Source organism: Nonomuraea sp. CA-141351 (assembly GCF_050944675.1).
Classification (GTDB): Bacteria; Actinomycetota; Actinomycetes; order Streptosporangiales; family Streptosporangiaceae; genus Nonomuraea.
Window position 1 is genome coordinate 5,524,005 of record NZ_CP191982.1, and the last position, 13,477, is coordinate 5,537,481.

Genomic DNA, 13,477 nt, shown 5'->3' on the forward strand with positions numbered 1-13,477 from the left:
CGATCACGCGGCCGCGCCAGGACACGGCCGCGCGGTCGCCGGCCCTCACGCTCGGCCACTTCAGGCTCCGCTTCGCTGTCAAAGCCGCAGACCGGTAGCGTTTTCCCATGCGACTCGGCGTGCTGGACATCGGCTCGAACACTGTCCATTTACTGGTTGTCGACGCCCACAGGGGCGCCCGGCCCATGCCTGCCTACTCCCACAAGGAGGGGCTGCGCCTCACGGAATACCTGGACGAGGACAACCGGCTGGCCGAGGAGGGCATCGAGCGGCTCGCCGCTTTCGTCGAGGAGGCCGTGCACCTGGCGGAGGACAAGGGGGTGGAGGACCTGCTGGCCTTCGCCACCTCCGCCGTGCGCGAGGCGGCCAACGGCGAGGAGGTGCTCGCGCAGGTCGAGGCGCGCAGCGGCGTGCACATCGCGGTGCTGTCCGGGCGCGACGAGGCCAGGCTGACGTTCCTGGCCGTGCGGCGGTGGTTCGGGTGGTCGTCGGGGCGGCTGCTGGCCTTCGACATAGGGGGCGGCTCGCTGGAGATCGCCGCGGGGGTGGACGAGGAGCCCGATGTGGCCGTCTCGCTGCCGCTGGGCGCCGGGCGGCTGACGCGTGACTGGTTCACCGGCGACCCGCCGTCCACAGAGGAGGTGCGCAAGCTGCGCAAGCACGTACGCACCGAGATCGCCCGCACGGTCGGCGACGTCGCCAGATTCGGCGAGCCCGACCGCGCGGTGGCCACGTCCAAGACGTTCAAGCAGCTCGCCAGGATCGCCGGCGCGGCGCCCTCGAGCGACGGCCCGTACATCTCGCGCGCACTGTCCAGGGAGAACATGGCCGACTGGGCGATCAAGCTGACCACCATGGGCGCCGCCGAGCGGGCCCAGCTCTCCGGCGTGTCCGAGGGGCGGGCGGCTCAGCTCGCGGCCGGGGCGCTGGTCGCCGACGCGACCATGGACCTGTTCGAAGTGGAGCGGCTGGAGGTGTGCCCGTGGGCACTGCGTGAGGGAGTGATACTGCGCCGGCTCGACCTCCTGCCCGGGCGGCTCGACCAGCTCAACGGTGGAACACTGGAGTAAGGCCGATCTATCCCAAGAAATTGGCATAGAGCGTTGGTCGTCGGGCACTTTCGCCAAATGCTGGAAGTGATCGGCACGATCGGCTCCCTGATGACCGTGCTCCTGCTCATCGTCCTGACCGTGCTGGCCATCTCGGTGGCCGCCCTGGTCGGCTTCGCGGTGCTGGCCGGCTCGATGGCCGACTGGCCCGGACTGTGGCGGCGGCTGACCCGGCGCCGGCCGCGGTTGACGCTGAAGCTCAGCGGGAGCGCGGTGCCCGCCCGGCTGCGGGCGGAGCTGAGCGGGAGCATGCCGCGGCTGCGCCGCCGCTTCCCGCTGGGCGGCGCCCAGCCGAGGGAAGGCAGGGGCGCCGGGGACCCGCGCCGTTCGAGGCTCCACGCGCACCGCCCGGTGGAGCGGCACACCAATCCCTGACCGCGTGCCGAAACAGCGCCGTCGTTTCACGGCGCTGTTTCAAGGGGGCCGTCTTACATGGCCATGAGGTGCTGGCCGGCCGCCCCGGGGGCGTACCGCAGCCGCTTTTCCAGGCAGACCACCGCCCCGTTCTCGTGCCTGTTGACGAAGCGGATGTCATCGGCGAGCGCGCGCATGATCTGCAGCCCGCGTCCGTGCTCGGCGCTGGGCTCGGGGGCGACGATCTTGTTCGGGTCCTTGTCGGGCTCGAAGCCGTTTCCGGCGTCGATGACCTTGATGACGCACAGATGATCGTGGACGGTCGCGCTGACCGTGTAGTCGTCGCTCGGCTCCGCGTGCCTGATCACGTTGGAGCAGGCCTCGGTGAGCATGAGCTCGATGTCATCGCGTACTTGTGGATCGACGCCGAGTGACCGCAGCGTGCCGTCCAGCATCTGTCGGGTCAGCGGAACACTCGCCGCATCCCTGGGCAACCGGAGCGCTATCGTGGCCTCCACTGCCGACTCTCCTCCCACTTGGATGCGTTTGAGCCTCCTGCCCTCGATGGGGTGAGCCAATCGTCTCCTTGGACGTTCAGAGTCCGAAAGCTATGGCTCCAGCAGGCGCCGGGCCACCTCCAGGGTGGCCTTGTGGACCTCGTCCTCGGAGAGCTCGCTCTCTTGAAGCAGCCACTTTCCGGCGTGCAGCGAGAAGAGCGCCATCGAACGGCTGACGCGCTCTACGGGCGTGGCGCCGGGCTCGCTCATCTCGGTCGTGAGCTCCATCATCCTCTCGCGGGTCTTGATGAGCGTCGGATGGTCGCGCATCGCGGTCTGGTTGCGCTCCAGGAACCGGTGCACCCCGATGTGCCGGGTCCCCCTGAGCAGCTCGGCGTAGCGCTCGATCAGCTCGCGCCGCGCCTCCAGGGTCTTCGGCTGGCCCTTGAACCACGCGAGCAACTCCTCGAGCTCGGCAAGCCGGGAGTCGACGAGGCTCGCCACGATGTCGTCCTTCGTCTTGAAGTGGTAGTACAGGGCGGCCTTCGTCACCCCGAGCTCCTCGGCGATCTCCCGAAGCGAGGTCGCCTCGTAGCCCTGCTCGGTGAACAGCCTGAGCGCGACGTCCTGGATCCGGCTTCGCGTGTCTTCCCGCACTTCACACCTTTTCGACTTGACGGCCGGCAAGTAAGTATCTAACTTATTCTATGCTTGCCGGGCGGCAAGTAAGCAAGTCTGGAACTATATGGGGGGTGTGTGGTGGCGGAGGCAGTCGGACGGCGCCGCGAGGTCATGGTAGTCCTGCCGGGGCTGCTGTTAGCGATGCTGCTGGCGATGCTCGACAACATGATCGTGGGCACGGCCATGCCGCGCATCGTCGGGGAGCTCGGCGGTCTGACGCATCTGTCCTGGGTCGTCACGGCGTACGTGCTGGGCACGACCGTCTCGACGCCGATCTGGGGCAAGATCGGCGACCTGTACGGGCGCAAGAACATCTTTCTCATCTCGATCGTCATCTTCCTCATCGGCTCGGCGCTCTGCGGCATGGCGGGCTCGGCGCTGCTCGGCGGGCCGGAGGGCGGCATGGGCGAGCTGATCGCGTTCCGCGCGATCCAGGGGCTCGGCGCGGGTGGCCTGATCGTGAACGTCATGGCGATCATCGGCGACCTGGTGCCGCCGCGCGAGCGCGGCCAGTACCAGGGCATCATGGCCGGAATCATGTCGCTGGCGATGATCGCGGGCCCGCTGGTCGGCGGCTTCATCACCGACAACCTGGACTGGCGCTGGGCGTTCTACGTGAACCTGCCGATCGGCGCGATCGCGCTGATCTTCATCGTGCTGCGGCTGCACCTGCCCAAGCTGCACAACAAGGTGCGCATCGACTGGGCGGGCGCGTTCCTGCTGTCGGTCAGCATCACCGCGATGGTGCTCATCACGGCCTGGGGCGGCAACCAGTACACGTGGGGCTCCTGGCAGATCCTCGGCCTGGCCGCGATCGCCGTGGTCACCCTGGTCGCCTTCGTGGTGGTCGAGCGCAGGACCGAAGAGCCGATCATGCCGCTGCAGCTGTTCGGCAACCGCAACTTCACGCTCATCTCGATCATCGGCTTCCTGCTGGGCTTCGCGATGTTCGGCGCGATCAACTTCCTGCCGCTGTTCCAGCAGATGGTGCAGGGCGCCACGGCCACCAACTCCGGCCTGCTCATGCTCCCGATGATGGGCGCCGCGATGGTCGTGTCGTTGTTCGTGGGCAAGGCCATCACCGCGACCGGCAAGTACAAGATCTACCCGGTGCTCGGCGGCGTCGGCATGGCCGTGGGCATGTGGCTGCTGTCCACGATGGACGTGGCCACGCCCGGCTGGCAGACCGGCGTCTACATCGCCGTGCTCGGCCTCGGCATGGGCTTCCTCATGCAGACCACGATGCTCATCGCGCAGAACAGCGTCGAGCAGAAGGACCTGGGCGTCTCCAGCAGCGCGACCACGTTCTTCCGCTCGATCGGCGGCTCGTTCGGTGTCTCGCTGTTCGGGGCGATCTTCAACAACCACTTCGTGTCCGAGCTGACCGGCCGGTTCGGCGCGCAGGCGGCCGATCGGATCGCCAAGAGCGGCGGCCGGATGGACCCTGCGGCGGTCGCGCACATGCCGGCCCAGATGCGCACCGGATTGCTGGAGTCGCTGGCGACCTCGATCTCCGGCGTCTTCTGGTGGGCCATCGCCTTCGCGGTCGTCGTGCCGGTGCTGGCGGCGTTCATCAAGGAGATCCCGCTGCGCGGGGGCGGCCCCGTGGCCGCCTCGAACGAGAAGGCCGTCACCTCGGCGGCAGGCTGAACAGCCGGTCGAACGTGGTCCTCTTTGGAGAGACCGCATAAACAGGGCGTCAACGCACCACGTGGCGTTGGCGCCCTCGGCATGCCGGTGGTGAAAAATGGGAGGCATGCGTCGGGCGTTTTGTGAAGAATGCCCGCTATGCAGTGCTCCTTCGGTCGCGCGCGCGTGGAAGACGCCCCGGCCATCCACGAGCTCATCGCCGCCTATGACACCGCGGTGATCGGCGCCCCCGACGTGACCCTCGACGACGTCGCCGACGAGCTGGTCGAGCCCGGTTTCGACCGCGACAGGGACGGCTGGCTGACCCGCGGCTCCGACGGCCGCCTCACCGGCTGGGCCTGGGCGCACCGCATCGGCGACGGCGACCTGGTGCACGTCCAGGTGACCGTACGCCCTGGGGCGGACAGGGTGCAGGACCTGGCCGACGAGCTGTTGCGGCTGGTGATCGACCGGGCCCGCGAGCTGGGGGCCGAGCGCGGCCACGACCGCGTCACCGTGGATCTCGACGTCTTCCGCGCCGACGAGGCCAAGCAGGCCCTGGCCAAGGAGTTCGGCTTCGAGCCCGGCACCAGCTTCTACCGCATGCGCATCGACTACTCGGGCCCCGTGGAACCGCCCGTCCCGCCTGACGGGGTGAGGCTGGCCACGGGGGAGAGTGAGGAGGTGCGGCGCGAGGCGCACAAGGTGCAGCAGGAGGGCTTCGCCGAGCACTTCGGGTTCGTGGCGCTCGACTACGACTCCTGGTACGCGCGCCGGCAGGGGCAGTCGGCCACCGACTGGTCCCAGCTCACGCTCGCCCGCATCGACGGGCGCCCCGCCGGGGTGCTGATCGGCAACAACCAGTTCGTCCCCGACGAGGACTGCGGCTACGTGGCCAACCTGGCGGTCCTGCCGGAGTTCCGGGGGAGGGGCCTTGGCCGCTTCCTCCTGCGCCACGCCTTCGCCGCCGACGCCGCACGTGGCCGGAGAGGGACGATTCTGCACGTCGACTCCAACAACACGAGCCCCGCACTGGGGCTGTACGAGTCGGCGGGCATGCGCCCGGTCCTCGTCATCGACGTCTGGCGCCGCCACCTCTGACCCGCGTCCGCGCGGCGCCAGAAGCGGAGTCAGACGCGGTGGCGGGACAGATGGTCCAGGACCGACTGGTTGGCCTCCCAGCCGTCCGGGAACTTGACCGGCACCCCCAGCTGCACCGGCTCCGCCGACGGGTGGGCGTCCAGGAGCTCCGCGATCCCCGCCCGGGCGACCACCACGCAGGCGTGCCGGTGCCGGGAAGCCAGGACGCAAAGCCGCCCCGACTCCAGGTGGAAGGCCGTGGCGTCGCGCCGCCCCGAGAGCGGGTGGAGGACGATGGTCACGTCGTACTCGCGACCCTGCAGCCGGTTGGCCGTGTCCACGGTGATCTCCGCGGGCACCCCGGCGGCCCGGATCGCGGCGACCTGGTCGCGGTGGGCGGCGCCGACGGCGATGCGGTCCGGCGTCACCGGGCGCTCGCCCTGCTCGGAGGAGGCCACGGCACCCCGCTGCAGCAGCCGGGACGCCAGCAGGGCCACCGCCTGCACGGCCTCCCCGTCCGTACGGACCGTGTGCCGGTTGGGCAGCTCCAGCAGCGCCCAACCCGACCGGGCCGCCTCCTCCAGGGCCCGGTCGTGCACGGTCCCCATGCCGCCGGTCATCAGCTCCAGCCGCCGATCACCATGCGACGTGCCCGACCGGAACCCGGTGAACGGGTAGAACGCCTGCGACACCACCGGCGCGGCCGACGCGGGCAGCCGCCACGAGACCGGCAGCCGGTGCACCGGAAGGTCCGGGTTGTGCCGCAGGAGGACCGACACCGCGCTCTGCAGCGGATCCCACGACAGGCCCGACCACCGGTCCCCGTCCACGATCGAGAACGGGTCGAGCTGCCCGGGATCGCCCACGAACAGCGCCCGCTCGAACAGCCCCGCGATCCGCAGCAGCTTGTCCGAGCGCATCTGGTACGCCTCGTCCACGATCGCCCACGGCCACACCCGATCGCCGATCCAGGCCCACTTGTCCGCGGTGGCGATGACGATGTCCGGATCGCCCAGATCCTGGATCCGGGTGCCGACCCGTACACCAGGCAGCTCCAGCAGCCGCAGCGACGGCACGTACCCGCCGGCCGACAGCCGGCCCACGGTCAGGTGGGGGTGCTTCTCGGAGATGCGGGTCACCAGGTCGTCGACCTGCTCGTTCGTCTGGGCGACGATCATCAGGGGCTCGCCGGTCGCCGCGATGTGCGCCGCCGCCCGTACCACCAGCGTGGACTTGCCCGCCCCCGGCGGCGAGTCGACCACCACGCCGCGGTGCCGGGGCAGGTCGGCGAGGACGTTCCTGATGACCTGCTCCGGGCTGCCGGGCTCTGGGCTGCCGGTCACGACCACTCCTCCTGCGCGTCCTCGTCGTCGGGCACGTACTCCTGCGGCGGCCCGCCGTGCGTCCACGGCGTGGCCTCGGCGTCGGGGAGGTTCGGGGAGCCCTGGAAGTCGTCCGTCAGCGAGGTGTAGCAGACGCGCTCCCCGACCTCGGGCACGGCTCCGGGCGCCGCCGTCTTGCCCCGGCCCATGCCCTTGGTGATCTTCAGGGTGACCAGGCCGTCGCCGGCGGACACCAGCTCGGCGCCCTGGCCGCGGCGTTGCGGGGTGCCCAGGGAGGCGCCGGGCGCGAGGCGTACCGGATCGTCGGTCTTGATCACCACCAGCGGGCGGAGCTTGCGGGAGCGGCCCTCGCCCTCGATGTTGTCGGGGACCGTCTCCACCACCTCGCCCGCGAACGCCTCCCCGGTGAGCCGGTACTCGGCCATGACCAGGGGGTCGTCGTAGGCGCGCTGCACGTCGTAGGCGGCCTGGGCGCGTTCCATGCGGGCCAGCTTGGCCGCGGCGGCGATCGCCCCGTCGCGCCTGGGCTGCGGCGCCGCGCTCTCGGCGATGTGTGCCGCCATGCCGCTGAACGAGCCGCGGTCCTGCTCCCACCGCTGAGCCACGCCGGCCCCCTCGGGAAGCCCGGAGAGCAGGTCGATCGCCTGCCACATGAGCCGCCACGTCGGCTCCAGCTGGGTGCGCAGCGCCTCGGTGATCCGCTCGGGCGACCCGTTCTCGATCGCCGGCGCCAGCACCTCGGCGTCGAACCCCGGGTCGGTCGCGGGCCCTGCGGGCGGCCAGATCAGCGGGTCCTCGGCCTCGTCGCTCGGCCCCGTGGTGATCCAGGCGAGCAGCGCGGCCAGGTTGGCGTCCTCCAGGGAGCTCTGCCCGCTCGCCCAGTGCCGCGCCAGCTCCTCGGTCGCCGCCGTCATCAGCGACGAGCCCGGGTACGCCGCCCGTTCCGCGAGGTAGGTCAGCCATCGCCCCAGCAGCGGCACCCCCTCGGGCACCGGATACGGCCCGTCGGTGCGGCGGAAGCGCGTCGAGCGGCCGAGCAGCCTGGTGAAGGCGATGCCGGCCGGGTTCGGGACGATGAGCTGCGGCGCGTCCAGCGCCCGCTCGTAGGGGTCGGCGTTCTTGCGCTCCACCGTCTCGGTGTCGGCCACGAAACCCTCGATGTACGGCAGCAGCACCCCGGCCAGCTCGGCGGCCCAGGCGAAGCGCAGGTCGCGGTTGCGCGGCTGGGCCACCACGAGCAGCTGCGGCCGTAGCCTGTCTGTGCCGAGCATGGCGGCCAGGGGAGCGGCGGCCTCGCCCGACAGCTTGAGCGGGATGAACACCATCGGCCGGTCCGACAGACGGCAGTGCCTGACGGTCGCGACGGGCTGCGCGATGCCCTCGTCCAGGGCACGCAGCCGCGCGAGCGAGGTCAGCAAACTCACGTGAGGCACTCCCTGCGCAGGCGTTCGGCGTTGCGGAGCAGCCGGGCGATCTCCTCCTGCCCCTCGGCGGGGTCGCGGGCGCCGTCGGCCAGCCCGAGCGCCTCCGCCACCGAGCCCACCCCGCCCAGCTCGTCACGCACGTGCCGGCCGAGCAGGTCGGACGCGCCCTCCTGGCGGGCCTCGTCCCGGCAGAAGAAGCACATGTCGCACGTGGACAGGCAGTCGGGCGCGTACCGGGCGGTGGTCCTGCGCAGCGCGTCGGCCAGCTCGGCCACGGGCCGGGTGGGCCGGCCGTCCTCGTCGGGCCGCAGGTCGAACGTCAGGTCGTCGGGCAGCCCCTCGAGCAGCCGGTCGAGCGTGGTCATCCGGGTGAGCTGGCGGCGCAGCACGGCCAGTTGCCTGCGCACGTCGACCAGGGTCGCGACGGGCCGGTTGGCGAAGTTCTCGGGGCAGACCAGCACCACGTCGTGCGAGACCTTCAGCGGGTCGTGGCCTAGCTCCTCCAGCAGCGTGCGCAGCGCCAGCACGTACACCGCGGCCTGCCGCGCGGCCGCCGCCACCGCCGACGGGTCGGCCTGCCCGTCGATCACCGCGAACGACTTGATCTCCACGATGTGGAAGCGGCCGCCGAGCTGGAAGGCCACCACGTCGGGCTCCAGGTAGGCGGTGTGGCCGGCGATCTCCAGGCTGAGCAGCGGGTGGTCGTACAGCGTGCCTGCGTCCTGGCCCTCGCGCGCCGCGCGGTCGATCAGCGCGCGGGTGTGGGAGTGGCGCAGATGGGCGCCGACGTTCTCGACGTCGTGGTAGGCGACCTCGGCGACCGGCAGGTTCAGCAGCTCGCGCAGCATGCGCAGCAACTCCGCGCATCCGTCGGCCTTGACCAGCGACTCGAACACGTTGCCGCGCGTGATCGCGAACGGCGACTGCCCGAACGGCGCGGGAAAGCCCAGGTACCGGGCCGCGGCGTCCTTGTCGATGCCGGCGCCGTCGAGGAGCGCCCGGCGGCTGCAGCCGGGGTTGGCGGCCAGGGCCGCGATCGCGCGGGCGTCGTGCGGCCGCGGTGGCGTCGTGCCCCGCAACGCGTCGAGCCGGTACACGTGATCGCCTTCGCGCTTCAAGCCGCTCACTTCGCCTTCTCCCTCTTGATCGTGCTCAGCGTAGCGGCGCCGAACAGGCGAGCCACGTCACCGAGCTGCGCCGCGGCGCGTTGGGCCAGCTCGGCGCGGTCCCGCGTGTCGCGTTCGCCGTGCACGCGCAGCTCGGCGCGGGCCGCCTCGATGACCCGCTCGGGGTCGGGCGGGCCCAGCGTGCCGTCGGTGGCGCCGGGGATGTTCCTGGCCATCCGGACGAGTAACCGGCCGGCCCGCCCGTCGATCGACTCGTGCGAGGCCACCGCGATGGCGCAGGTCAGGAAGTCGACGCGAGGGCTGAGCGGGCCGACCACACGTCGCTCCATCGGCCAGGTGCTGAGTGTGAGCAGCCCGCGGGCGGGGGAGAGGCGGTCGGTCAGCGCGGCGCACAGATAGTACGGCCGCCCGTGCGGCGAGGACCTGAACGAGCGCTCCTCGTCCCTGCGCAGGCTGGTGAGCTGGGCGCTGCGGATCGTGCCGCCGAAGAACGCGTCGCTGACGGCCACGACGAGCCGCGGCTGGGCGGCCGCGCCGAGCAGCCGCAGCCCCTGCTGCACCTGCTCGCGCACGGTGACCAGGCGAGGCGGCTCGGGCTTGGCCTGGGGCTGCTCACCGCTCACCAGGGCGTCCCATTCCCGCTCGGCCGTACGGAGCTCGGCACGCAGGGCGCGGGCGGTGGCGCCGTCCCTGATCCGCATCGCCTTGCGCACCGCCGCTCGCAGCTCGTCGATCCGGCGCTCGAGATCGTCCAGCCGGTCACTCATGGTGGCGAGCGTACCAACAGTCCCAGTATTTTCCAGTAATTTCGCGATATAGAGCCAAATTGTTGATCTACGATGTAAAGGCGCTCGGTCCGTGCCCTCGAGGCGATCTGTACGGCGGCCGTAAACGACGTGCGTAACCAGGGCGTGAGACGGGGACGATCGCGGTGTGACTCGTGAGACTCGTCATATGGTGGGAGGCGCCGCAGGCGTGCTCGCCCTCGTGCCTGTTTACTACCTGACCGAGGCGGCCGCCAGGGCGCTGCGGACAGGCAACGCCACGTTCGGTCCCTCCCCGGCGGCGCTCGGTTTCCTGGCGGCGGTGGCTGTCATCGTCACCCTCCTGAGCGCCTGGCCCGCGGCCGCCCTCGGCTGCGGCATCCCGCTGGTCGCCGCGGGCGCCGTGTTCGCGCTCGACCTCAACGCCGCGCTCGGCGTGGCGGGGAGCCTGCCGTGGGCGCGGGCGGGCGGGCTGCCGTGGTCGCACCCGGACGGCGTGCCCTGGGCCGAGATGACCGAGCCGCCCGGCACCATGGCGGGCATGACCGGCCTCTACACGCTCATCGGCGCGCTGCTGGTCCTCTCGGCGCTGCTGCCCGGCCGGTTGCGGGCCCTGTTGAACGAATGATCCGTCCGGGGCGGTAAGGGCGAGAGATCAGCGGCGTCCTATCCTGGGCGGGTGAGTGGACGGGACCCGGACCGGCGCAGAGCGCTGCTCGACGCCGCCGACCGGGTCATCCTGGCCCAGGGACCCGAGGTCTCGATGGCGGCCATCGCCGCAGAGGCCGGCATCACCAAGCCGATCCTCTACCGCCACTTCGGCGACAAGAGCGGTCTCTACCAGGCACTGGCCGACCGCCACGTCCGCACCGTGATCGCCCAGCTCCGCCCCGAGCTCGCCGCCCCAGGGACCGACCTGCGGAGCAGGGCGCGGAGCACCATCGGCGTCTACCTCGACCTGATCTCGGCCAACCGCAACCTCTACCGGTTCCTGTTCCACCGGGCCAGCTCCGAGGACTCCAGGATCCGCTCGCACATGACAGCCCTCGTCAGGGGCCTGGGCGAGGAGCTCGGCGGCCTGCTCGTCGCCGAGCGCGTGGTGCCGGAGCCGACCAAGGCGCAGGTGCTCGGGCACGCTTTCGTCGGCATGGTGCAGACGACCTGCGACTGGTGGCTGGAGCACCCCGAGGTGGACCGCGCGGAGGTGGTGGAGGGCCTGGTGGACGTGGTCGCCGCCGCCCTCGCCTCCCGGAGCGCCGCCGTCAGTCCCCGAAGCGGGACAGCCTCCCACGCCGCCGGGCGTACCTGAGCGCCCACGATGGCCACCGGTCAATCGTGCCCGAGCATCCGCAGCAGGTCCCACTCGTTCTCGCACACGCGCCGCCCGATCGCGGCCAGCTCCACCGACCGCGCGCCGCCGCGCAGGTGCCGCATGGTCTGCATGACGCAGATGATGCCCCACTTGAGCACCCCGAACGTCTCCCACCAGCGCAGCGCGTCCCGGTCGACGGGGTGGCCGCCGGCCCGCTCGTACGAGGAGATCAGCTCGTCGTAGTCCCCGAAGCCGCCCACCGGCAGCGGCGAGCCGAACCGCCACGCCTTCACGCACAGCCACCCGAGATCCTCGAGAGGGTCGCCGAGGTGGGCGAGCTCCCAGTCGAGCACCGCCCTGATCCCCTCGGGCCCGACGATGAGGTTGCCGTTGCGGAAGTCGCCGTGCACGACCGTACGCCGCGTGCTGCCCGGCCGGTCGGCGGCCAGCCTGCGCAGCGCCAGCTCGAACACCGGGTGCGGCTCGCCGAGCAGGTCGAGCACGTCCCGCCAGCGCCGCAGCGGGTCATCGCCCGCTTCCTGTGGCAGGACGGACGCCGGCATCCGGTGGATCGCGGCTAGCGCCTGCCCGCACTGCGCCGCCAGCCGGGGCCTGGCGGCCGCGTAGGCGTCGTCGCGAAGGATCTTGCGCGGGATGGTCTCGCCGGGCACGCGCGTCATGAGGATGTAGGACCCGCCGCTGGAGACCACCTCGGGCACCGGCACCCCGGCGCCGGACGCGGCCCGCATCAGCGCGGCCTCCGCAGCCAGGCCGCCGCTGGATTCCATGGGGCCCTCCACGGCGGCGCCGGGGGAGTCGAGCCGCAGGATCAGCTCGTGCCGCTCGGAGCCGGTGACGACGTCGAGCGCCCACGTCTCGCGCGACGCCCCGCCGGGCAACCGGGCGCTGAAGGCGACCGACGCGCCGGCCTCGAACACCTCCTCGACGACGGCGTGGAGGTCGCTCATCGCAGGCCGAACTCCCAGTTGCCGCCCGCGGCGTACTCGCCCAGGATGCGCCGGCCCACCGAGTCGATGTGCACCTCGTCGGGGCCGTCGTAGATCCGCCCGGCGCGCGCGTGCCGGTACATGCGATCCAGCGGCGTGTCAGGGGTGAGCCCGGCGGCTCCGTACACCTGGATGGCGCGGTCGATCACGTTGTGCAGCATGCGCGCCCCCACCACCTTGATCGCGCCGATCTCCACCCGGGCCTGAGAGCCGGCGTCGACGGCCTCGGCGGCGTTGAGGGTGAGGAGCCTGGCGGCCTGGATCTCGGCGTAGGAGTCGAACACGTGCTGCCGCATGAGCTGCTTCTTGGCCAGCGGCTCGCCGAACGCGGTCCGTTCCTGCAACCTGCGGCACATCAGGTCGAACGCCCGCTGCGCCTGCCCCAGCCAGCGCATGCAGTGGAAGATCCGGCCGGGCCCGAGCCGCTGCTGCGCGATGACGAACCCGTGGCCGCGCGGGCCGAGCAGGTTGGCTGCGGGCACGCGGACGTCCTCGTACCGGACCTCGCAGTGCGCCCCGTCGAGCCCCAGCACGGGGGTCTCGCGGACGATGCGGTAGCCGGGCGTGTCCGTCGGCACGAGGATCATGGAGAACGCCAAATGTGGCGGCGCGTCGTGCTCGGTCCTGCACATCACGGTCGTGTACGCCGCCCGCGACGCCCCGGTCGTGAACCACTTGTGCCCGTTGATCACCCATTCGTCCCCGTCGAGCACCGCGGATGTCTTGATCTGGGTGGGGTCGCTGCTGGAGATCGTCGGCTCGGTCATGGCGAAGCTGGGCCAGATGTCACCCCGTACCAGCGGCTCGAGGTAGCGCTCGCGCTGCTCGGGCGAGGCGTGCTCGTGCAGCATCAGCGAGTCCTGCAGCGTGAACGTGCCCAGCGCCAGCTGCCCGAACTCGCTGCGCCCCTGCACCTCGTTGACGTAGACGTAGTCGAGGAACGGCAGCCCGCCGCCGCCCAGCTCGCGAGGGTGGCCGAGCGCCCACAGGCCCTCCTTCTTGGCCTCGGCCCGCAGCTCGTCCAGCGCCGCGGCCGCGTCGGGCCCGCCCGCGTGCAGCACCGGCTCGGCGGGCTCCACCCGCTCGGTCATGAACGCGTGGACGGCGTCGCGGACCGGCCGGACGCCGTCGGGGACGGCGAAGCTCATGT

14 protein-coding genes are annotated in these 13,477 nt (G+C 71.4%); 6 read left to right on the top strand and 8 right to left on the bottom strand.

From position 1 onward, the window contains the following. Positions 1 to 107 precede the first annotated feature (107 nt). Complete coding sequence (locus tag ACQPWU_RS26020; RefSeq protein ID WP_433444328.1) at positions 108 to 1,070, top strand: Ppx/GppA family phosphatase; 963 nt, start codon at positions 108 to 110, stop codon at positions 1,068 to 1,070. A 57-nt stretch (positions 1,071 to 1,127) separates the two neighbouring features. Continuing rightward, complete coding sequence (locus ACQPWU_RS26025) at positions 1,128 to 1,484, top strand: hypothetical protein (RefSeq protein ID WP_433444329.1); 357 nt, start codon at positions 1,128 to 1,130, stop codon at positions 1,482 to 1,484. Positions 1,485 to 1,537: 53 nt separating this feature from the next. On the opposite strand, the gene ACQPWU_RS26030 is transcribed toward ACQPWU_RS26025, so the two are convergent. Next, on the bottom strand, positions 1,538 to 1,981 hold the full coding sequence (locus ACQPWU_RS26030; protein ID WP_433444330.1) for an ATP-binding protein: 444 nt from the start codon (positions 1,979 to 1,981) through the stop codon (positions 1,538 to 1,540). Positions 1,982 to 2,071: 90 nt separating this feature from the next. After that, entirely contained in the window at positions 2,072 to 2,617 is a 546-nt protein-coding gene (locus ACQPWU_RS26035) for a TetR/AcrR family transcriptional regulator (protein ID WP_433444331.1), read from the bottom strand. A gap of 102 nt (positions 2,618 to 2,719) precedes the next feature. Between ACQPWU_RS26035 and ACQPWU_RS26040 the strand changes: the two genes are divergently transcribed. Both ACQPWU_RS26040 and ACQPWU_RS26045 read left to right on the top strand, forming a co-directional pair. Then, positions 2,720 to 4,291, top strand: coding sequence for an MDR family MFS transporter (locus tag ACQPWU_RS26040; RefSeq protein ID WP_433444332.1), 1,572 nt, complete (start codon positions 2,720 to 2,722; stop codon positions 4,289 to 4,291). 165 nt (positions 4,292 to 4,456) lie between these two features. Beyond that, the gene (locus ACQPWU_RS26045) at positions 4,457 to 5,371 is read left to right on the top strand and encodes a GNAT family N-acetyltransferase (RefSeq protein WP_433444333.1); all 915 of its coding nucleotides are present in this window, start codon (positions 4,457 to 4,459) and stop codon (positions 5,369 to 5,371) included. A gap of 29 nt (positions 5,372 to 5,400) precedes the next feature. Here the strand turns inward: ACQPWU_RS26045 and ACQPWU_RS26050 are convergent, their stop codons facing one another. From ACQPWU_RS26050 to ACQPWU_RS26065, 4 genes are read right to left on the bottom strand one after another with little or no spacing between them, the layout of a single operon-like run. Next, the gene (locus tag ACQPWU_RS26050; RefSeq protein WP_433444334.1) at positions 5,401 to 6,693 is read right to left on the bottom strand and encodes an AAA family ATPase; all 1,293 of its coding nucleotides are present in this window, start codon (positions 6,691 to 6,693) and stop codon (positions 5,401 to 5,403) included. Further along, positions 6,690 to 8,117, bottom strand: a complete 1,428-nt coding sequence (locus tag ACQPWU_RS26055) for a hypothetical protein (protein ID WP_433444335.1) — start codon at positions 8,115 to 8,117, stop codon at positions 6,690 to 6,692. Before ACQPWU_RS26055 ends, ACQPWU_RS26050 begins: the two co-directional genes overlap by 4 nt. After that, positions 8,114 to 9,244 carry a hypothetical protein gene (locus ACQPWU_RS26060; RefSeq protein ID WP_433444336.1) on the bottom strand — a complete coding sequence of 377 codons (1,131 nt, stop codon included), beginning with the start codon at positions 9,242 to 9,244 and terminating at the stop codon, positions 8,114 to 8,116. Before ACQPWU_RS26060 ends, ACQPWU_RS26055 begins: the two co-directional genes overlap by 4 nt. Next, positions 9,241 to 10,011 (bottom strand): hypothetical protein, encoded by a 771-nt coding sequence (locus ACQPWU_RS26065; RefSeq protein WP_433444337.1) that lies wholly within the window; start codon positions 10,009 to 10,011, stop codon positions 9,241 to 9,243. The genes ACQPWU_RS26060 and ACQPWU_RS26065 overlap by 4 nt, the downstream gene beginning before the upstream one ends. A gap of 187 nt (positions 10,012 to 10,198) precedes the next feature. Here ACQPWU_RS26065 and ACQPWU_RS26070 point away from each other — a divergent pair, with 187 nt between their 5' ends. Both ACQPWU_RS26070 and ACQPWU_RS26075 read left to right on the top strand, forming a co-directional pair. Then, on the top strand, positions 10,199 to 10,636 hold the full coding sequence (locus ACQPWU_RS26070; RefSeq protein ID WP_433445617.1) for a hypothetical protein: 438 nt from the start codon (positions 10,199 to 10,201) through the stop codon (positions 10,634 to 10,636). Between the two features lie 51 nt (positions 10,637 to 10,687). After that, entirely contained in the window at positions 10,688 to 11,317 is a 630-nt protein-coding gene (locus tag ACQPWU_RS26075; RefSeq protein WP_433444338.1) for a TetR/AcrR family transcriptional regulator, read from the top strand. A gap of 20 nt (positions 11,318 to 11,337) precedes the next feature. On the opposite strand, the gene ACQPWU_RS26080 is transcribed toward ACQPWU_RS26075, so the two are convergent. Continuing rightward, on the bottom strand, positions 11,338 to 12,288 hold the full coding sequence (locus tag ACQPWU_RS26080) for a phosphotransferase family protein (RefSeq protein ID WP_433444339.1): 951 nt from the start codon (positions 12,286 to 12,288) through the stop codon (positions 11,338 to 11,340). Continuing rightward, positions 12,285 to 13,475 carry an acyl-CoA dehydrogenase family protein gene (locus ACQPWU_RS26085; RefSeq protein ID WP_433444340.1) on the bottom strand — a complete coding sequence of 397 codons (1,191 nt, stop codon included), beginning with the start codon at positions 13,473 to 13,475 and terminating at the stop codon, positions 12,285 to 12,287. The genes ACQPWU_RS26080 and ACQPWU_RS26085 overlap by 4 nt, the downstream gene beginning before the upstream one ends. Positions 13,476 to 13,477: the final 2 nt, after the last annotated feature.

Bases quoted from the DNA above. Each gene is read 5' to 3' on its own strand.
- ACQPWU_RS26080 (WP_433444339.1), bottom strand. From the start codon at position 12,288: ATGAGCGACCTCCACGCCGTCGTCGAGGAGGTGTTCGAGGCCGGCGCG.
- ACQPWU_RS26070 (WP_433445617.1), top strand. From the start codon at position 10,199: ATGGTGGGAGGCGCCGCAGGCGTGCTCGCCCTCGTGCCTGTTTACTAC.
- ACQPWU_RS26025 (WP_433444329.1), top strand. From the start codon at position 1,128: ATGCTGGAAGTGATCGGCACGATCGGCTCCCTGATGACCGTGCTCCTG.
- ACQPWU_RS26020 (WP_433444328.1), top strand. From the start codon at position 108: ATGCGACTCGGCGTGCTGGACATCGGCTCGAACACTGTCCATTTACTG.
- ACQPWU_RS26065 (WP_433444337.1), bottom strand. From the start codon at position 10,011: ATGAGTGACCGGCTGGACGATCTCGAGCGCCGGATCGACGAGCTGCGA.
- ACQPWU_RS26085 (WP_433444340.1), bottom strand. From the start codon at position 13,475: ATGAGCTTCGCCGTCCCCGACGGCGTCCGGCCGGTCCGCGACGCCGTC.